The sequence below is a fragment of the Vibrio sp. 1CM24A genome (assembly GCF_023161725.1).
Taxonomy (GTDB): Bacteria; Pseudomonadota; Gammaproteobacteria; order Enterobacterales; family Vibrionaceae; genus Vibrio; species Vibrio coralliirubri.
Map to the genome: position 1 here is coordinate 111036 of NZ_JALNTS010000004.1, position 19956 is coordinate 130991.

The window sequence follows — 19956 nt, forward strand, 5'->3', positions numbered from 1 at the left end:
CTCCTATGCCAAGAAAGTTTATCAAACGATTTATGCCTGACCATGATCTAATCAAGCGTCAGAAAGCATTGAAAGTTTTTGGCAATGTTTTGTACAACCCCAACTTATGGTGCCTTAATCGTCGCTCTGCGGCCGGCGCGTTTGCTGTTGGGTTATTCATGGCGTTTGTCCCTCTACCAAGTCAAATGATTATGTCTGCAGGCCTTGCTGTAGCATGTGGCGTTAACCTGCCTTTAGCTGTCGCACTTGTTTGGATCAGTAACCCGGTTACCATGCCTGTTCTCTTCTACTTTGCTTATAAAGTCGGGGCGTTTGTTATGCATGTGCCACCTCAAGCCTTCCATTTCGAATTGTCCTGGGACTTCATCTTGGCGCAAATGAGCACTATAGGGCCTCCGTTCTTATTGGGTTGTCTGATTTGTGGTGTGGTTTCAGCAATGATTGGCTACTTTGGTATTCGCGGTTTATGGCGTTACTCAGTAGTAAGAAGTTGGAAAAAGCGACAAGCAAGGCACTGAACGCCATCACTTGTTATTCAATCTAACCTTGTATGTGCTTCACTTAAAACGCACACAAGTTAAAATCAGATGAGCCACTAGCCTCTGCAAGATTGGCATGTAACGAAAGTCGTAAAGAACACGAATTGAATTCAATAAAAAAGGATCCCATTGGGATCCTTTTTTGTATTTATCGACGCGGAACTGCTTTGTTATTTAAGCTAATGCTATTTAGAACTCAGCACTGAGGCTGGATTCAACTTCGCTGCTCGTGATGCTGGGTACCATGTCGCCAGTAAACTCAGCACAATCGCAGTGCCGGAAACCACAACAACATCCGTCATATCAAGTTGTGACGGCAAGAAGTCGACAAAATAGATATCACCGGACAAGAACTGGTGATCGACCAGCTTTTCAAGTCCTTTGATTAGCGTCGTGAGATTAAGAGCGACTAGCACACCTATTGCACTGCCCACCAAACTGCCTAACACGCCTGAGAATACGCCCTGCCAAACAAAGATGCGCTTCACAAGGCCGTCTGATGCGCCCATGGTTCTTAAAATCGCGATCTCTGATGCTCTGTCTTTTACCGCCATCATTAAGGTCGAGACGATGTTGAAACAAGCAACACCAATAACCAGCACCATCACCAGATACATGATGGTACGAACGAGTTGAATATCTCGATACAAGAAGCCAAACTTCTGCTGCCAGCTGCGCAGATACACATACACATCAAGCTGATTACCCACTTCACGCACAATAGAATTCGCGTTCAGCACATCGGTCACTTTTAAAGAGACTCCAGTCACCGCCTCACCTAAGTTTGCGTAGACCTGAGCATCACCAATCGGGATTAGAGCCAAGCTGTGATCTATCTGACCATTGAGCGTCAACAAGCCAACCACTTTCACTCGAACACGCTTTGGCGCCTGAACCTTCACAGAACCGTTTACCGTTGGAATCATCAAAGTCAGATAATCACCGACTTTCGCACTCAGCACTTTCGCTACACCAGAACCCAAAATGATCTGTTGTTGCCCTGCTTTAAACTCGCTCCAAGCTTGCGTATCGATAAAACTCGACAGGCTTGATACCTGTTGCTCAAGTTGTGGGTCAACGCCGCGAACTTCAATTGCTTTGAGTTCTTTGCCCTTTTCAGCAAGTGCAGTAATTTTTACATAAGGCGCAGCAGCAACGACTTTATCGTGCTTAACCGACTCCTCAATCACATGCTCCCAACGAGTCACAGGCTCATTCACGCCTTCAAACTCACCGTGAGGAATGACAGAAAGTACTCGTGATTGAAGCTCTCGCTCAAAGCCATTCATCGCAGATAAGCCAATAATGATCACCGCGACACCAACAGCGATACCAATCGTCGAGGACAAAGATATGAACGACACCATCTTGTCTCGTTGTTTCGCACGGCTAAATCGGCCGCCTATCAATAGGGATAAAGAAGAAAACACTTAGCTCTCCTCTTTTTCTACGTTGACCAGTAAACCATCTTGCATGTGAAGTTGGCGATCCATCTTACCGGCAAGTTCACCATCGTGAGTCACGACCAAAAAGGCAGTATCGTACTCACGGTTCAGTTCACGCATTAAGTCATAAATAGACAGTGCGGTGTTATGGTCAAGGTTACCGGTTGGTTCATCCGCCAACACTAGCGCAGGCTTATTCACCAATGCTCGAGCAATCGCCACACGTTGCCTTTCACCACCAGAAAGCTCTGAAGGTCGATGATCAACACGATGACTTAGCCCCACTTTATCAAGTAACAACTGTGCTTCTTGTTTTGCTTTCGCAGGCTTCTCACCACCAATCAGCAACGGCATTGCTACGTTTTCTAACGCTGAAAAGTCCGAGAGAAGATGATGGAACTGATACACAAAGCCAAGATGCTGGTTGCGAAGCTTCGCCTGCTTATTCGAACTCAAAGATGCTAAGTCCTGACCAAGAAAACTTACGCTGCCCGCAGAAGCATCGTCTAATGCGCCTAAGATATGCAGTAAGGTACTTTTGCCCGACCCAGAGGTACCGATGATTGCTACTAGCTCACCCTTTTCGATTTCAAAGCTGACTCCCTTGAGCACCTCTGTATCTAACGAGCCTTCACGGTACGTTTTACGGATGTCATTACATTGAAGAAAATTACTCATAACGAAGGGCCTCAGCAGGTTTCACAGACGATGCTCGATAAGAAGGGAATACAGTGGCAATCAGGCTAAGTGCAATAGCCAAAACCACAACAACAGCGATTTGAATCGGGTTAATCAGAATTGGTAGCTGGCCACCAAATGAGAATAGAGCAACGCCCATCGCCTCTAAAATAGTATTAAGGTTCATAGCTAGGGCAACACCTAACACACCACCAGAGAGCGCACCAATCACGCCACTACTTGCGCCTTGAACCATGAAGATCCCCATGACTTGACCATCAGTCATGCCTTGGGTCTTAAGAATCGCGACTTCAGATTGCTTCTCCATCACTACCATGATAAGCGCCGAGATAATATTGAAAGCAGCAACACCGATGATAAGCCCAAGCATTAAGCCCATCATGTTTTTTTCCATACGAACGGCTTGGAATAGCTCACCACGTTGGTCTCGCCAGTCGCTCCACAACCAACCTTCCGGTAATGGCTGAGTCGATAACTCTGCAACTTCAAACGGGTCGTCAAAAAACAGTCTCCAACCTGAAATAGTGTCTGATTTATAACGCATCAAACGCCCTGCATCTTGGATGTCTGTCACCATCAGTTGAGCGTCGATATCAGAACCTGTATTGAAAATACCGGCAACGGTGAAATTTCGTTGGCTTGGAATACGACCTAATGGGGTGTATTGGCTAGCGCTGGTCACCATCAGGCGAACTTTGTCACCCATAGACACTTTCAAGTTTCTCGCCAAAGTATGACCGAGGAACAACTGATATTGACCCGCCTTAAGTGAAGACAATCTGCCCGCAATTAAGTGGTTCTGAAGAGGGTCGTCTGAATTAGGTTCAATGCCGATTAACAACCCTGCAGATAACTGAGCCGGACTCTGAATCACTGCCTCACTGCGGACAATCGGTTCAACGTGACCATTAAGCGAGATTTGCTCAGCAAAATTAGGCGCTTGGGCAGCAAGAGAGGTAGTGCCACCTTGCTCATAAACCACCGCTTGAGGAAGAACACCAAGAATTCGGTCTTTTAACTGCGCTTCGAATCCATTCATTACCGATAAAACAGTAACCAAAGACAGCACACCAATGGTGATACCTGCCGTCGACATATAAGAAACAAAACGGCTAAAGCGATCACCTGAACGGCCTTTCAAATAGCGTAGGCCAACAAACAACGAAATAGGATGAAACATACTTTGAACCATCTAAAGGGGATGCGGGTTAATGTAACGGGTATTGCTGTTACTGTGTAGGGGTTAATTGAAAATATAGAGTGAATTAACTCAATTAGTTAGGCTTGAAAAACAGAACCTTGTCAAATTGCCAAATTTCAAACAACTATTTGAGACTTTCAATTAACTGACCTTGATTACTGCGGCCACATAGCGATAATCAATAGATCACTTCAAGGAACTAACGCATGACAGAACAAGAGTTTTTCACCGTTCACCATAGCCTTACCGCTAATATTGAACCAATGGACAGCGGCTTCACTTTACCTTCTCAAATTCAATTCGAATCTGAGATCCCAGCACCATTTGTGGTGGCAAGTGAATTTAGCCAATTGGATCTGTTAGCTGACAGTGCGCGTGCTGAACTGAAAAACAGCGACTTGAAGAATGTCACCAGTTTATTGGATGCACAAAACTCAAAATTAAACCTCTTGTTGAGCTTTATGTTATCGCAGCAAGATGATGAGAAATTTCGCACTCACACCTATTCATTTGGTGCGAGTCAGTTTTCCTGCTTTTCAAAAACAGACATCGAACCGGGTCGCTTAGTAAAAGCCAAACTTTTCCTAGAGCACCCAGCTGCTGCTATTTATTGCTACGCAGAAGTATTTGCTAGCGAAGCGAAAGACTCAGGTTTCGAAATCAAATTTAAATACGCTCATCTTCGCGATACCGACCAAGACCTGCTCATTAAAGCGGCACTTCATCAACAACAGAAACTCTTGCGTCAACGCTCTCTAGACCGAGATAACAAGTAAATTAACATGACCAAAAAATCCATATTTACACTACCTAAACTTAAAGGTGCCGGTGACAAAAAGCACATCGGTAACCTAGTCGGTTCGTCTCTCGCTCTTGCCATTGCCAAACTCGCAGAGCAACACAACAGCCATACCGTCTTGGCTGTACCCGACCCACAAGTGGCGCTTAAGCTTCAATCTGAAATTGAACAGTTTACGGCACATGAAGTCGCATTATTCCCTGATTGGGAAACGCTGCCATACGATAGCTTCTCGCCGCACCAAGAGATCATTTCAGATCGTATCGCTCGCCTTTATGCACTGCCAACACTAAAAGATGGCATCACGATCGTTCCGATCAGCACGTTATTGCAACGCCAGTCACCGCGAGACTTTTTGCTACAACACACGTTAATGGTGAAAACGGGCGATCTCTACTCGCTTGAGAAACTGCGCCTACAGCTTGAAAAGTCAGGCTATCGTTACGTTGATCAAGTGTTTGGCCCCGGCGAATACGCAAGTCGTGGTTCTATTCTTGACCTATTCCCAATGGGCAGTAAAGACCCGTATCGCATCGACTTCTTCGATGACGAGATCGACACGATTCGTACTTTCGACCCTGAAAACCAACGCTCTATCGAAGACATCTCTGAGATCCGCCTGCTGCCTGCTCACGAATTCCCAACCTCCGAAACGGCGATTGAAGATTTCCGTATTCGTTGGCGCCAACAGTTTGATGCGCGCCGCGAACCAGAATCGGTTTATATGCAGGTTTCTAAGGGTACGTGGCCTGCTGGTATCGAGTACTGGCAACCGCTGTTCTTTGATCACACTGAAACCTTGTTTGATTACGTTGCCGATGAAGCGCAACTCCTGATTCTAGGTGATGTCGAGACTGCAGTAGACTCATTCCTAACCGACGTTGCTCATCGATACGAACAGCGCGGTGTTGACCCATTGCGACCACTGCTCACACCTGAACAACTGTGGCTAAAGAAAGACGAGCTGTTCGCACACTTCAAACAGAAGCCACAAGTTAATCTGAGCTTAGAATCCATTGAAGAGAAAGCTGGGCGCATCAACCTTCCGGTTACGTCACTGCCTGACCTCAGCGTTCAGCATCAAAATAAAGAACCTTTGGCTAACCTAAGAAAGTTCACTGAAGCCTTCGAAGGAAAAGTGGTCTTTTCAGTTGAATCTGAAGGCCGCCGTGAAGCACTGAGTGAATTACTTCGAGGCATCAAAGTTCGTCCAAGCGAAGTTGAAAACCTCGATGCGGCGATTAAAGGTAAAGACAAGTTCAGCTTGACCCTCGGTTCCGCTGAGCATGGCTTTATCCACGAAGAGCAAAACATCGCCCTTATCTGTGAAAGCGACCTGTTGGGTGATCGCGTTGTTCAGCGCCGTAAGAAAGACAAAAAAAGTGTTAACAGCGATACTGTAATTCGTCACTTAGCCGAACTTAAACCGGGTCAACCTGTTGTGCACATTGACCACGGTATTGGTCGCTACATCGGCTTGCAAACACTCGAAGCCGGTGGCATGAAAACAGAATACGTAACGCTTGAATATCAAAACGATGCCAAGCTCTACGTGCCAGTAGCATCTTTGAACTTAATCGGGCGTTATTCGGGTGGCGCTGAAGATTCAGCACCACTGCATAAACTCGGTGGCGAAGCGTGGCAAAAAGCTCGTAAACGCGCCGCAGAGAAAGTCCGTGACGTTGCAGCAGAGCTACTTGATGTTTACGCCAAGCGAGAGCTAAAACCTGGCTACAAATTTGTACTCGACCGTGGCCAATACGCTACTTTCAAGTCTGGTTTCCCGTTTGAAGAAACCGATGACCAAGCGATGGCCATCAATGCTGTGATGTCTGATATGTGTCAAGCAAAAGCCATGGATCGTTTGGTGTGTGGTGATGTTGGCTTTGGTAAAACCGAAGTCGCGATGCGTGCAGCATTCGTTTGTACCGACAACAGCAAACAAGTAGCCGTGTTAGTTCCAACCACCCTACTTGCTCAGCAACACTTCGAGAACTTCCGTGACCGTTTCGCCAACTTGCCGATTCGTGTTGAGGTTCTATCCCGATTCAAATCAGCTAAAGAGCAGAAGTTGATCATGCAAGATGTCGCCGACGGTAAGGTCGATATCTTAGTGGGTACTCACAAGCTACTTTCGAGTGATATTAAGTTTAAAGACCTCGGTCTGCTGGTTGTCGATGAAGAACACAGATTTGGTGTACGTCAGAAAGAGAAAGTGAAAGCGATGCGTGCGGATGTCGACATCCTTACGCTTACTGCAACGCCTATTCCGCGAACGCTGAACATGGCAATGAGTGGTATGCGTGACCTTTCGATCATCGCTACACCACCCGCACGACGCTTGGCAATTAAAACCTTCGTTCGCGAGAGTGATGATGCCATCGTAAGAGAAGCAGTACTTCGTGAAATCATGCGTGGTGGTCAGGTTTACTTCCTGCACAACCAAGTCGACACGATTGAGAAAACAGCAGAGTCACTACAGAAGTTGATTCCAGAAGCGCGTGTTACCGTGGCTCATGGCCAGATGCGTGAGCGCGAACTGGAACGCATCATGAATGACTTCTACCACCAGCGCTTTAACTTGTTGGTGTGTACAACCATCATCGAAACCGGTATCGACGTACCAACGGCAAATACCATCTTGATGGACAGAGCCGATAACCTTGGTTTAGCACAGCTGCACCAATTACGTGGTCGTGTAGGTCGTTCGCACCACCAAGCTTATGCTTACTTGTTAACGCCACACCCTAAAGCAATGACCAAAGATGCGATCAAGCGATTGGATGCGATTGCTTCGCTCGAAGACTTGGGCGCAGGCTTTACCCTAGCAACTCACGATTTAGAGATTCGTGGTGCGGGTGAGCTGTTGGGTGATGAACAGAGTGGTCAAATCCAGTCGGTTGGTTTCACCTTGTACATGGAGATGCTTGAACAAGCGGTTGAAGCGTTGAAAGAAGGTCGAGAGCCTTCGCTTGATGATCTATTGCGTGAACAAACTGAAATTGAGATGCGTCTGCCGGCTCTATTGCCAGACGACTATATTCCAGACATCAACACGCGTTTATCAACATACAAACGTATTGCGAGTGTGAGTGACACCGACGAATTGGCAGAGTTGAAAGTCGAGCTGATTGATCGCTTCGGCCTTCTACCTGATGCAACCAAGAACTTGTTGTCAGTTTCTGAGCTAAAATTAGCCGCAGCGTCTATCAAAGCGAAGAAAATTGAAGCTCACGATAAGGGTGGATTCTTAGAATTCTACCCGGATGCTGACATAAACCCGGCCTACCTTGTTAAACTATTGCAATCTCAACCGCAAAAGTTTTCAATGGAAGGACCAACAAAGTTCAAGTTTACGATACCATTGGTCGACAGACGGAAACGAATTCAATTTGTTAGTGATTTATTGGGTGAATTCAGACAAAACTTGCTGCCTTCAGCATAAGACCCAATCCACTTGCACATATAAATTATCCAGCCGGTAGTTCGGCTGGAAGACGGAGTAAAAATGAAAAGACTGATCCCACTGCTACTATTGTTCGTCTCGCTGCCAAGTTTGGCGCAGAGACAATTTGATATAGAAGTGATCATTTTTAAGCGCGCTGTTGATGCAGAAAAGGTGAACGAATCTTGGCCAAATACACAGCCTAAGATTTCACTTGAGCGCGTTGGTTCATTTCAAGATACCCAATACCGAGCAAAGAAAGGCGTTCAAATGCTACCTTACTCGGAATACAAGTTAACGCCTCAGAAAGACAAGCTACGTAAACACGCTGGCTTTGAAGTTCTGATGCATACCGCTTGGCGTCAAGGCGACCAAGGTAAGAGCTCTGCCCCTGTTTTCCATATTCAAGCAGGTAAAGATTTCTCTAAACAATTTAATGCTGATGGATCTGAAAAAGGCACAATCACTGCAGGCAGCGCTGATGGGTTCCAAGAAGAGACCATTGATAAGCCACTATACGAATTAGACGGCAAGCTGCAAATCTACGTTCAGCACTACCTATACGCTGAAACGACCTTGGACTTAAAAGCGCCAAGCGTTCGTGAAGTGACTCTACAAGAACAACAAATTGAGTTAGATTCGCCAGTAAGTGGCGCAGAAAGCAACGTTCAAGTGGGCAACCTAACTGAGATTTCTCCGACGGTTGAAGTCCAAGAGTTCCTTAAGAGCTACCGCATGGACCAAAAACGTCGTATGCGCAGTACAGAAACTCACTACCTTGACCACCCACTTCTTGGAATGGTGATTCAAGTTAGACGTGTAGCGCAGTAAGTTACTTGCCGATTCGGCTATAATTATATAAACAATTCAATACGCCCTCCTTCGTGAGGGCGTTTTATTACGCGGTACTTACTGCATTTACACGTTACTTGGTACGTCCTATGAGCCCTGAATTTCAGATCAACACAAAAAACCTTAGCCTTAAAATCATTGAGGCCTCAGATGCTCAAGAATTTTCTCAGCTGGTTAAGTCCTCCCCTAGCTTGCTGCCATGGGTCGACTGGTGTCATAACGAGTTTTCTATCGTCGAGGCCGAGAAATTTATTCTGGCGACTCGCCTGAACTGGGTCAAAGCCGATGCGTTTGGCTTTGGCATATTTGAACGAAAAAGCGATAAGTTAGTCGGTATGGTTGCCATTAATGAGCTTTACCACACCTTTAATATGGCGAGTTTAGGTTATTGGGTCGGTGATGACTTTCAAAGGAGAGGGATCGCCAAAGAAGCGATGTTCGCCCTATTTGAATTTTGTTTCGCGCAACTCAAGTTAACGCGTTTGGAGATTATCTGCGATACCGAGAACCTACCCAGCCAAAAGTTGATCGAGAAGTGTGGCGCTGAGCGAGAAACCATTGCCAAGAATCGATTTCTGTTTAACGGTAAGCCGAAAGATGGCGTGGTTTATTCTGTGCTACCTCCAACGTCTTAACAGCAGAAATGAGTTCAACACCTGCGATAATCCATAATCGACACGATCAAAAAAGAGCTCCGAAGAGCTCTTTTTTATTATCAGCGTAATGCTCTGAGAAGGCTTACCTGATTAGTGAAGCTTTAGGTTTGGACGAAGTACACGGTTAATACGACCAACCAGCATCATCAGTGATGTTTTGATTAAGCCGTGAAGCGCCATCTGGTGCATGCGGTACAAAGAGATGTAAACCACACGAGCAATACGACCTTCAACCATCATCGAGCCTTTCGTCAGGTTACCCATCAAGCTACCTACCGTAGAGAAACGGCTAAGTGAAACTAGCGAGCCTTTGTCTTTGTAGATGTAGTCTTTCAGATCACGACCGTTCAACTTAGCAATGATGTTGCTGAATGCACAGCTTGCCATTTGGTGAGCCGCTTGTGCACGTGGCGGAACGAATGAACCGTCTGCTTGTGTACATTGCGCCAAGTCACCGATCGCAAAGATGTTGTCATCCAGTGTGGTTTGCAGCGTGTTCTTCACAACCAACTGGTTGATACGGTTGGTCTCAAGGCCACCGATATCTTTCATGAAATCTGGTGCTTTGATGCCTGCTGCCCATACCATGATTTGAGCTGGGATCTTGTCGCCATCTTTGGTTGTTAGGCCGTCAGAATCCGCCTGAGTCACCATAGTATTAGTACGAACGTTCACACCAAGCTTGGTTAGCTCAGAGTGTGCTGCACTTGAAATACGAGGAGGTAGAGCTGGAAGAATACGCTCACCCGCTTCAACTAGGTTTACGTTCAGCTTGCTTGAATCTAGGTCGCCGAAGCCGTAAGTACGAAGCTCTTTAACTGCGTTGTGTAGCTCTGCAGAAAGCTCTACACCTGTTGCACCCGCACCAACAATCGCGATGTCTACCGTGCCTTGACCGTTCTTAGCGTGAAGCTTTAAGAACTGGTTGTTCATTTCTGTACGGAAACGGTGCGCTTGCTCTGGGCTATCAAGGAAAATACAGTTGTCACGAACGCCCGGAGTGTTGAAGTCGTTTGACGTTGAGCCTAGCGCCATCACAAGAATATCGTATTCAAGTTCACGGCTTGGCATCAGCAGTTCACCGTGCTCGTCTGTAAGCTCGCTTAGTGCAATCACTTTACGCTCACGATCGATGTCGTTCAGGCTGCCCATTTGGAAATCGAAGTAATGGTTTTTTGCGTGTGCACGGTAGCTTAGTGCATCAACACCTTCATCCAGTGAGCCCGTTGCTACTTCATGAAGTAATGGTTTCCATAGGTGGCTTGCTTTACGGTCTACCAGAGTAATCTGGGCACGTTTCTTACGACCTAAAGTGCGGCCTAGCTTAGTTGCTAGTTCTAAACCACCAGCACCGCCGCCTACTACGATAATTTTTGTCACAATGACAATCCTCTACAAAATGAATAAATGGGGTTCGGCTCGATTACTCCAACCGATAAATTCTATGTATCTACTCGGCCTTGAATGCGAAGGCTGTTACAAATTGGATTACCGCGAAAAAGAATAACGACAGCTCACCGAGTAGTTAGAGGGGTTACAAACAACAAATAATGGTTTGTTGCTTTGCTCACGTGGATAAAAAGGTGACTACCTGAGAGGCAGAACACAAATTATGGGCAAGTTTTTTCACTCGCTCTCAATTTTTTTTGATATTTGTCAAAATATTTTGCTTGGGAACATTATATATAGCAAAAAGATGACCGCAACAAAAAAATCCTTACCCTCAATGAGGATTCGCGACTAATTAGTTAACGTTTGCGCAAACTGATCTATAAATGCGCAAACTGACCGATAAAACATATACAACTACTTTATCAATACCAATCTCTATGATTCAGATGTAAAAAAGCAGCACTCATTGAGCACTGCTTTTATAAAACATCTGGATTAATTAAGCGTTTTTGAACGCTTTCATTGCTTGAAGATGTTGAGAGATCTTTTTGAATTTATGACTCTCTTTCTCGTCCCAGATTACATCGTAGTAATCTTCTAGCGCGGCAGCGGTTTTGGTATTGTCGTGAATTTCATCTTCACGAGACAACACGACCAAACAGCGTCCTTTGTTTTTCATGCGGTACTGAGCAACACATTTAGTTGCGATGTCTTCGTACTCTTCTGGACGGTCAATTCGACCTACCATATTGTTCTCAGGGTGCAGATTTGGGTTGAACACCACCTGCTTAATCCCACATAAGAAACCAATACGCTCAGACCAAAAACCACCTAAACCTACACCACAAATAATGGGATGCGGATCATCGGATTGCTCTATCACTTTATGCACTTCTTTTAGCAGATGCTGCATATCGTGTTTTGGATGCAAAGTACTGTAGTTGATGAAACGAACGTCATCATCAATGAATTGCAACTGCAGTATTTTTTCGTGATTGCCCGGGCTTGTTGAGTCGAAGCCATGTAGATAGATAATCATTGTACCTCCCCCGTTGAATATTGGTACGTTTTGATCAATCTAACACGAAAAACAAGGTTTTAAAGGTAACAGCTGAGAAATTATATTTTTCACTTCCTAAACGTGATCCTAGCTACATAAAGTGTGACTCAGAGCCTCCGCTTCACGCAGATAACTTTCATCACCCCAAAGCTGATGAGCAAGTAAATACCATAGCATCGCCATCATCTGGCTTCTTGGTAACCATGCTTCTACACCGTCAAGCCAAGGCTGAACATCATGGATACCTCGCAGCTGACAATACTTCTCAACCGCTTCTGTGACTGGCACGCCAGCAACAGCAATGGTTAATGTTAAATCGAGCCTAGGGTCTGCGAGCGCAGCGTATTCCCAATCAATAATCTTAATGCTGTCACTGTTTCTCACTAGGTTATAACCACCTAAGTCAAAATGGCACAAAGACAGGTCAACATTGGTAATACTCGGAGCCACGCGCCACTCTTGATAAATCTTAGTGCAGGCTTCGGTCTTATGAATCGCATCAAGCTGCAACCAATAATGGTCAACTCGCGCCGTGAAACTGAATGGTTGCAGTGGTAATCGCGCAGTATTAACCAGATGAACAGAGATCAGCGTTTTCAACAAATCATCAAGCTCTAAGCCTTCGTAAAGTGTCTCACCGGCGATCCATTCAACCAATAAGCCTTGCTCATTCACCACCATGGGGCTTGGCCCGATGCCTAGGCGCTCAATTGCGGAAAGCACTTGGTACTCTTCATGACGAGAGATGAAGAACGCTTTGGTGATCGGTGTGGTTGGCCGCCAAACATACGCAGTACCATCGGCATCAACCAACTTCCAACACCGATTGGTCAAACCGCCGGTTAATGTCTGTGCTCTAACTGGAGGCTCAGAAAAGTAACCGTCAAGCGAACTCAAACTGGTATCAAGAAGCTTAGCCTCTGACCAAGAAAAAATTGCCATTGCTCATTCCCTATAAACGTCTTCATTCCCTACAAAAAAGACACTGACCAAAAGCCAGTGTCTCTTCATAAGCAGCACATCATGCACTGCATTGGCGTGTGACCAAGCTATACGCTGTCAAGATTAAGCCTTGCCAATACTAGACATTGTCAAATCCGGCTGCACATAGTTGGCAAGTAAGCGAAATTAAAGGCCTAGTAGGCTCTTAGATTGTTGCTTACGGATTTCAGTCTCGTCAGCCCATTCAATCAAGCCAGACTCAAGATCCATTAGGCGCATCGTCATTTTGTAGTATACGTCTTCATCGCTACCCGCTTTCTTAACGATGCTTGATAGGTTGCCGTACAACATATACTGAGCGCCCACCATTTTACCAAACTGAATCGCTGAACTTTGGTTTACAAGCTCATCGTTGTTTTGGAAGTTCAGTTGATCACGAACAGACTCAACACGATCCATATCAACGAAACGGAACTTACCAGAATTCAACATTTTAGTACTGATTGTGTCAGTGATTGACTCAGTATCGATGTGCTCACTTGTTTTGTTCTTGATTCGCTCAACGAACACGATTGGACGCTGTTCACGAGTAATGTAAGCCACTGAACCAGACGCCATCATGCTATCGACCATTTCACCCGCAATCGTTTGAAGGTCAGTTGAACCGAAATCGATTGTCGTGGTTTCTACTGCTTGTGCATCACCGTAGCTTACCTTGTTCGAACAACCGCCTAAAATAACCGCTAAACCTAGTAGCGCAATGACACTCTTTTTCATTTTGTTTCCTCAACTTATCACTGAGTGGGGTTACCCACACTCTTAAATTCTTATATTTACGAACCATTAGATCCGTTTAATCTAACTTACTGCTCTCGGAACTGAACTCTAAACTGAGTCGCTTTCGGGTTTACCGACACTTCCGACAACGAAATACTTTCAAAGCCACGCACAATCGCTTGCTTCCAAGGGCCTTGCTTTAGGTTGACCTCAAGGCCGGCATCGTCGTACCAGTAAAAACGATAAAGGATATGTTGATCGCCTTTATAGTTACTGTTTAAACGAACGATTCCTCGCGTATGACCGTCGACTAAATCGGTGCGGATATCTTCAACCTGTAAGCGGCTGCCCAATACATTGTCACCAAAGAAAACGTTCTGAGTCAGACTATCGACCCTTACACCAGCTGTATTATCAGCACAACCAGCCAGAGCCATAACCGCTGCTAAGCTCACTAACCACTTTTTCATTACAGCCTCCCTAGCTGTTTATGCCACATTGTTGCGTTGTTTCCTTGTCGAGAAATCCACACCAAGGTGGTCTGCCCTTCTCGAATATCAAAGTCGTACGTTTTAGCGCCCGCTTCCAACGTATATTGACCGCTGTTTGCTACAAACGTGCTGCTCTTAATCTCTGCAGGTAATGATTGCCAACTGCGAGTGTCTGGTTGCTCTGTCAGTGTGTTCCACACGTTGAACAGAATATTACCGACATCATCGCCTTTGGTTGCTTCTTTACGAATGCGATCTTTCGCGACGACACGTAGCGCTTGGCGAATAACAATGCTCGTCATACGTTCCGATAAATCGTTCTGCGCCATCGCGTTTACGTCAGTGATCAAGTGTTCTTGTAACGGCTGACCGTTGATTCGCAAGGCAGAAAAACGCTCTACGTTTTGACTTGGGTAATATGGCAGCGCAAGAGAGTATATTGCCCCCTGATCGCGACTGTCATAAACAGGTAAATCTAGTCGCCAACTGTCCATAGCTTGTACAGCGCTCTGCTCTTGAAGAACAATCACTCGCCCTTCACCTGCACTAAGTTTAGAAGATTGCTTATAGCGTTTTTCTAATGTCGCTAAATCTTGTCGCATCCCTAAACGAGCGGCTGTTGCCATGGTTCTATCGATGATTTCTTGGTTATCTGGCATCACAGCCAAAGCACGACGATAGTCAACGTAGGCGCTGTTTAAATCATTTGAAGCTTCATAAAGCAGACCAGACAAGAACATCAGATACGCATTCTGTACTGACTGCAGCTTCTTACCCGCATCAGGGTAATTGGCAAGTATGCTACCTACATTGGCAGACAAGCCTTGCTTCTTCGCATCGCTGGCTGCTTTGTCTAACTCAGCTTCGCGTTGCTTCTTCGCTTGTTCTTGAACTTGGTTGGCGCGACGCATTTCGATCACCGCACCTTCTAAATCGTTTTTCTTAAGGTAATTTAAACCGAGATATAGATGAAGAAAGCCCAACTCATAATCGGCTGGAACATACTCAGTAATATTGTCATTCACAGCCAACGCACCCACACTGGTTGCACTGTCTGAGATTGAGATCACGGATTTGCGTTGCTGCTCAGTCACCGCCTGATCAGCCACTTCAAACGAAGCCTTACTCTCAGGGTATTTTTGATCCAGCAGATTAATTCTGCCTCTTTCAAAGTTATCAAGGATGTCGCCTGCCGCGTAATCTGGTAGCTCTTGCTGAGCCTCTGAATAATTTCCAGATTTAACGGCTTGGTAGATCGCTTTGTTTTGTGCGCTGTAATGACTGAACAGGCTTCCTGCAGACATACTCGCACAACCTACGGTCAACGCCGATAACAGGGCAATGGAAGCGAATCTAAACTGTTGCTTCACTTATCGTCTCCGTGCATGTTTAAAATGCCAACTTTATTAGGGTCTGCTGACCTTTAATGGTCTCATTATCAAAACGAAACGCGTTGTAAAAAGGATCTCAAGCCAGTTGAAACCCTACTGATTTAGCCTCTGCCTAGGCGATGCCGACGTTCAGACAACAGATAGAACTTAAAGTTGGCATACAAACTACAAATTTTCCAACTAACTACTTGTGTTAACCCACTAATGAGCGCGTTTAAACTAGCTCATTAGCTTTCATTAACTCGTTAGCTTTTCATTAGCTCATTAATAGGGGGCCAAGTGGACGGCCGCCAACCAAGTGCATGTGAATATGATAAACCTCTTGGCCACCGTGAGAGTTACAGTTCACGATAAGACGATAGCCATCTTCTGCAATGCCCTCTTCTTTTGCTAACTTGCGAGCAACAGTAAACATGCGCCCCATCATCGCTTCATCTTCGACTTCAACATCGTTAGTTGTCGGAATCAGCTTGTTTGGGATGATTAGGATATGGCTTGGCGCGCGAGGGTTAATATCGCGGAATGCGGTTACTAAATCGTCTTGGTATAGTAGATCTGCTGGGATTTCTTTGTTGATGATCTTAGTAAAAATGGTTTCTTCAGCCATGTTTCTCTCCGATAAAACATTTATTTTTTAATGCTTTGAGTATGCGCTATGCCGCATCAAACCACAATAAATCTGCTTTAAAGCATAATAAAAAACACCGTTCAAATCAAAGAAAACGAGCCTTAGCTCTCAAGAATGGCATGTTGGTTATAACTGAGCGCTATTTTTGACGTGTGCGTCATAAAATGCGTAAGCCGAGCTCAATAGAATGCTGATAATTTTGTTAGTTTTACTTTGACCTGACATTAGGTCTGCATTTTTATTTAGGGAGAAAGCCATGAAGGGATCTGTGATCAAGCGTATGTACGCTGGTTTCGCACTGATCATCATCATGTTCGCAGTCACGATAACCATCATGATGAACAGCATGAATCAGATACACAGCAATTTTGAGAGTGTCTCAGAAACCTCATTACCACTTGTCGCGCTTTCAAATCAAACGAGTGTTCAATTGCTTTCTGCTGATAAGTCATTCAAAGATTTCTTAACCACACAAAACGCTGAACGCATGTCTGCAATGCGTACAGAATTTGCTGCATCACAAAACTTGTTTTCAGAAGTTCTCGGTAGTTTAGAAGCGGCAAGCCAAAACAATGCATCACTTGTTGAACGTATCGCGCAATTAAGATCAATGGAAGAACGCTACTTCGCCGAAGCTGACGAAGCGATGAACAACTACGTTGCGATGTTCGAAGCACAAGAACAAGTACAAAAAGCCTCTCGTGACTTCCAACGCTTACATTCAGAATTAACCGTTGGCATGAAAGAGTACGTTGCCGATCAAAAAAGCATCTCTGTAAAAGTGATGGCAAAGAGCTACTTCATCAAACTGCAAGACGCAGAGGTAATCACTTCAGATGCACTAGCAAGCTCTGATGTTGCCTTCGTTCAGAAAGCCGTTAACCAAAACAAAAAGGCCGTTACTCATCTTAACTACGCTTATCGCGGCCTATCAACACAACTACCAGCACTTAAGAATGTCTTCGATGAGTCGGTTCAGAAGTTTACCAAAGACGTTGGTCAGAAAGGTGGCGTACTAGACAAACACAACAACTACTTGCAAGCCAAACAAGCGCTGTACGTGAACATCGCCAACCTAGCCGTAGAAATTGACCAAGCGATGGCCGTTTTGGACTCATTCAACGTGACCGCTGAAGAGCAACTCAACTCATCACTCGCTGACGCAAGCAGCATCTACGACAAAGGCCTATTCAACGCGATTGCAATTGGCATTGTTGTGACCGTGTTCGCTGCTGCGATTGGTTACCACATTGCACATAGCGTAAGAGAGCCATTAACTCGCATTCTCGGGACATTAGAAGGCCTGACTCAAGGCGATATGACTCAACGTATCGATATTCGCTACGACAACGAATTCAGCCGTGTGAGTCGCCACATCAACACCTTGGCGGACAACTTGCACAATATCCTTGTGAAGCTGAATGATGCTTCAGATGACTTAACCAAGACAGCAAGCGTAAACCAAAAGACTTCTTCTGAAACGCAAGCTCAGCTGAACAGCCAACGTGAACAAACGGCAACTGTCGCGACCGCAATGACAGAGATGTCTCATTCTGTACAAGAAGTGGCAAACAGCGCGCAAAGCTCACTCACCATGGTTCAACAAGTAGAATCGGCTTCTGAGTCTGGTCGTCAGATCATGAACACCAACATTAGCACTATCAATCAGCTTGAGGTTCGCCTTACTGAGTCTGTGGGTGCTGTGGGCGAGCTACAACAAATGAGTAGTCAGATTGGTTCAATCCTTGACGTTATTCGTGGCATTGCTGAACAGACCAACCTACTTGCACTTAATGCGGCAATCGAAGCAGCGCGTGCTGGCGAACAAGGTCGTGGTTTTGCAGTTGTTGCCGATGAAGTACGAGTGCTAGCGCAAAAGACCACTCAATCAACGTCAGAAATCGAAACCATGATCAGCAACCTGCAATCAAGCTCGAAAACAGCAAGTAACGTGATTGAAAGTTGTATGAGCGACATGGATATGTCAGTCCAACAAGCTTCAAGTGCAAACAGTGCGATGGAAGAGATCCAAGCATTGATTCTAGAGATCAGCCACATGAGCACACATATCTCTCAAGCAGCCGCAGAGCAGAGTGAAACGTCTGGCGATATCGCGCGTAATATCGAAGACATCAACCACATCGCAGATAAGAGTTACCAAGCGATGTCATCAATTGCAGAAGCCAGCCAAAACCTAACGATTCTGGCAAATCAGCAAGGTGATTTAGTACATCAATTCAAACTATAGATAAATGAAGAATCGATAGATATTTAGTGAGATTGTTGAGACTTCATACCCAATAGTGGTAACTAATTGAGCTAGGGCAACTTTTATCAAGGGTTGCCCTTGTTTTTTATGAGCTTTGTCATTATATGATTATTAAGGCTTGCTGCTTCCCGTTTTTTCTTTCACCTTTATGAGCGAGCCGCTATTAAGGAATTTATATGGCTGTTCATGTTGGCATTATCGATCAAGACCCTATTCGCTTGCTCACCCCTTTACTTGATAACCGAACGGTCAGCACTCACATCGTGTTTATCGGCGACAAGAATCAAGTCAGTATGTACAAACGTTTAGACAGCGTTTTACAGAAGCGCGACATTACCAGTGAGTTTTTCGAAATTCCGACCATCGTAAATACATCTGTAATCAAAGAATCTATCCAAACTCTTGCCGAAGACCTCAAAGCTCGCGGTCAAGAAGTGAAGCTCAACGCGAGTTGTGGCCTGCGTCACCGCCTACTTTCGGTGTACGAAGTATTCCGTACTTACCACTGGCCAATCTTCGTGGTTGAACCAAACAGTGACAAGCTGTGCTGGTTGTACCCGAACGGAAAAGAAGACGCACAAGTTCAAGACCGCATTACTATCGACGACTACCTAACGGTATTTGGGGCTCGTGGCGAGTTCAGCGATGTTCAGCTATCTCCGCAACTTGATCAGAAACTTTATGAACTGGGTGAACGTTGGGCAAGTAACGCGTTAGAATTGGGCCCAGGCCTTGCGACATTAAACTACCTTGCAACGACCTGCCGTAAAGAACAGAAGCTTAATGTTGGTCTCTCTGAGAAGCAACAAGGTTACCGTGAACTGAACATGCTGTTGAGCGATTTAGTTGAAGCGAAGATTGCGACTTACGACAATGGTATTTTAACTTTTGCTAATGAAGACGCACGCCGCTTCTCAAACGGTGAATGGCTGGAGACTCTGGTTCACAGCACAGTGAAACAAATCCAAGATGACATGCCGACCATTCAAGATCGTTCTTTGAATGTTCAGGTATACCGTCAACTGGGTGAACGTGAGGTTCGTAACGAGCTTGATGTTGCCTCTGTGGTGAACAATAAGCTGCACATCATCGAATGTAAGACCAAAGGCATGCGTGATGATGGTGATGACACCTTGTACAAACTGGAATCGCTTAGAGACCTGCTTGGTGGCCTACAAGCACGTGCAATGTTAGTGAGCTTCCGCCCTCTTCGTCATAATGACATCACACGAGCAGAAGATCTTGGCCTTGCATTGATTGGTCCTGATGAATTGAAAGATCTTAAAACACACCTAACGGCATGGTTTACGGCTGCGGGTGGCAGTGAAGATCTAGAGTACTAAAAACCAATAAACTCATGAGAGCTCAAT

At 45.4% G+C, this 19956-nt stretch carries 17 protein-coding genes; 7 read left to right on the plus strand and 10 right to left on the minus strand.

Going from position 1 to position 19956, the window contains the following annotated elements; genetic code table 11:
• The first annotated feature begins 5 nt into the window (after window positions 1–5).
• The gene (locus MSG38_RS10380) at window positions 6–518 is read left to right on the plus strand and encodes a DUF2062 domain-containing protein (RefSeq protein WP_017060232.1); all 513 of its coding nucleotides are present in this window, start codon (window positions 6–8) and stop codon (window positions 516–518) included.
• Window positions 519–724: 206 nt separating this feature from the next.
• On the opposite strand, the gene lolE is transcribed toward MSG38_RS10380, so the two are convergent.
• From lolE to lolC, 3 genes are read right to left on the minus strand one after another with little or no spacing between them, the layout of a single operon-like run.
• Window positions 725–1969, minus strand: coding sequence for a lipoprotein-releasing ABC transporter permease subunit LolE (lolE, locus tag MSG38_RS10385; protein ID WP_248401770.1), 1245 nt, complete (start codon window positions 1967–1969; stop codon window positions 725–727).
• Window positions 1970–2662, minus strand: a complete 693-nt coding sequence (gene lolD / locus MSG38_RS10390) for a lipoprotein-releasing ABC transporter ATP-binding protein LolD (RefSeq protein ID WP_048609370.1) — start codon at window positions 2660–2662, stop codon at window positions 1970–1972.
• Window positions 2655–3863 (minus strand): lipoprotein-releasing ABC transporter permease subunit LolC, encoded by a 1209-nt coding sequence (gene lolC, locus MSG38_RS10395; RefSeq protein WP_081228815.1) that lies wholly within the window; start codon window positions 3861–3863, stop codon window positions 2655–2657. The genes lolD and lolC overlap by 8 nt, the downstream gene beginning before the upstream one ends.
• Before the next feature lie 227 nt (window positions 3864–4090).
• Here lolC and MSG38_RS10400 point away from each other — a divergent pair, with 227 nt between their 5' ends.
• From MSG38_RS10400 to MSG38_RS10415, 4 genes are all read left to right on the plus strand, one after another.
• Window positions 4091–4660 (plus strand): PilZ domain-containing protein, encoded by a 570-nt coding sequence (locus tag MSG38_RS10400; RefSeq protein ID WP_081228816.1) that lies wholly within the window; start codon window positions 4091–4093, stop codon window positions 4658–4660.
• 6 nt (window positions 4661–4666) lie between these two features.
• Window positions 4667–8128, plus strand: a complete 3462-nt coding sequence (gene mfd / locus MSG38_RS10405; protein ID WP_248401772.1) for a transcription-repair coupling factor — start codon at window positions 4667–4669, stop codon at window positions 8126–8128.
• A gap of 63 nt (window positions 8129–8191) precedes the next feature.
• A complete protein-coding gene (locus tag MSG38_RS10410; RefSeq protein ID WP_065584352.1) occupies window positions 8192–8959 on the plus strand; it encodes a peptidoglycan binding protein CsiV in 768 nt (255 codons plus the stop codon).
• Window positions 8960–9069: 110 nt separating this feature from the next.
• Complete coding sequence (locus MSG38_RS10415) at window positions 9070–9615, plus strand: GNAT family protein (RefSeq protein WP_248401774.1); 546 nt, start codon at window positions 9070–9072, stop codon at window positions 9613–9615.
• A 111-nt stretch (window positions 9616–9726) separates the two neighbouring features.
• Here the strand turns inward: MSG38_RS10415 and MSG38_RS10420 are convergent, their stop codons facing one another.
• The 7 genes from MSG38_RS10420 to hinT form a co-directional block, all read right to left on the minus strand.
• The gene (locus tag MSG38_RS10420) at window positions 9727–11016 is read right to left on the minus strand and encodes an NAD(P)/FAD-dependent oxidoreductase (RefSeq protein ID WP_009847154.1); all 1290 of its coding nucleotides are present in this window, start codon (window positions 11014–11016) and stop codon (window positions 9727–9729) included.
• A gap of 511 nt (window positions 11017–11527) precedes the next feature.
• Complete coding sequence (ycfP, locus tag MSG38_RS10425; RefSeq protein ID WP_009847155.1) at window positions 11528–12067, minus strand: alpha/beta hydrolase YcfP; 540 nt, start codon at window positions 12065–12067, stop codon at window positions 11528–11530.
• Between the two features lie 108 nt (window positions 12068–12175).
• A complete protein-coding gene (locus tag MSG38_RS10430) occupies window positions 12176–13030 on the minus strand; it encodes a phosphotransferase (protein WP_248401775.1) in 855 nt (284 codons plus the stop codon).
• Between the two features lie 186 nt (window positions 13031–13216).
• Window positions 13217–13807, minus strand: coding sequence for a penicillin-binding protein activator LpoB (lpoB, locus tag MSG38_RS10435; RefSeq protein WP_048658277.1), 591 nt, complete (start codon window positions 13805–13807; stop codon window positions 13217–13219).
• Between the two features lie 86 nt (window positions 13808–13893).
• Window positions 13894–14277: a YcfL family protein gene (locus MSG38_RS10440; RefSeq protein ID WP_019822451.1), complete on the minus strand. Its 384-nt coding sequence runs from the start codon at window positions 14275–14277 to the stop codon at window positions 13894–13896.
• Window positions 14277–15668: a hypothetical protein gene (locus MSG38_RS10445; protein ID WP_248401776.1), complete on the minus strand. Its 1392-nt coding sequence runs from the start codon at window positions 15666–15668 to the stop codon at window positions 14277–14279. The genes MSG38_RS10440 and MSG38_RS10445 overlap by 1 nt, the downstream gene beginning before the upstream one ends.
• 277 nt (window positions 15669–15945) lie before the next feature.
• A complete protein-coding gene (gene hinT, locus MSG38_RS10450) occupies window positions 15946–16296 on the minus strand; it encodes a purine nucleoside phosphoramidase (protein WP_017065295.1) in 351 nt (116 codons plus the stop codon).
• Window positions 16297–16573: 277 nt separating this feature from the next.
• On the opposite strand from hinT, the gene MSG38_RS10455 reads away from it, so the two are divergent.
• Window positions 16574–18565 carry a methyl-accepting chemotaxis protein gene (locus tag MSG38_RS10455; RefSeq protein ID WP_248401777.1) on the plus strand — a complete coding sequence of 664 codons (1992 nt, stop codon included), beginning with the start codon at window positions 16574–16576 and terminating at the stop codon, window positions 18563–18565.
• 197 nt (window positions 18566–18762) lie between these two features.
• Complete coding sequence (locus MSG38_RS10460; protein WP_248401778.1) at window positions 18763–19929, plus strand: DUF1887 family protein; 1167 nt, start codon at window positions 18763–18765, stop codon at window positions 19927–19929.
• The last annotated feature ends 27 nt before the right edge of the window (window positions 19930–19956 follow it).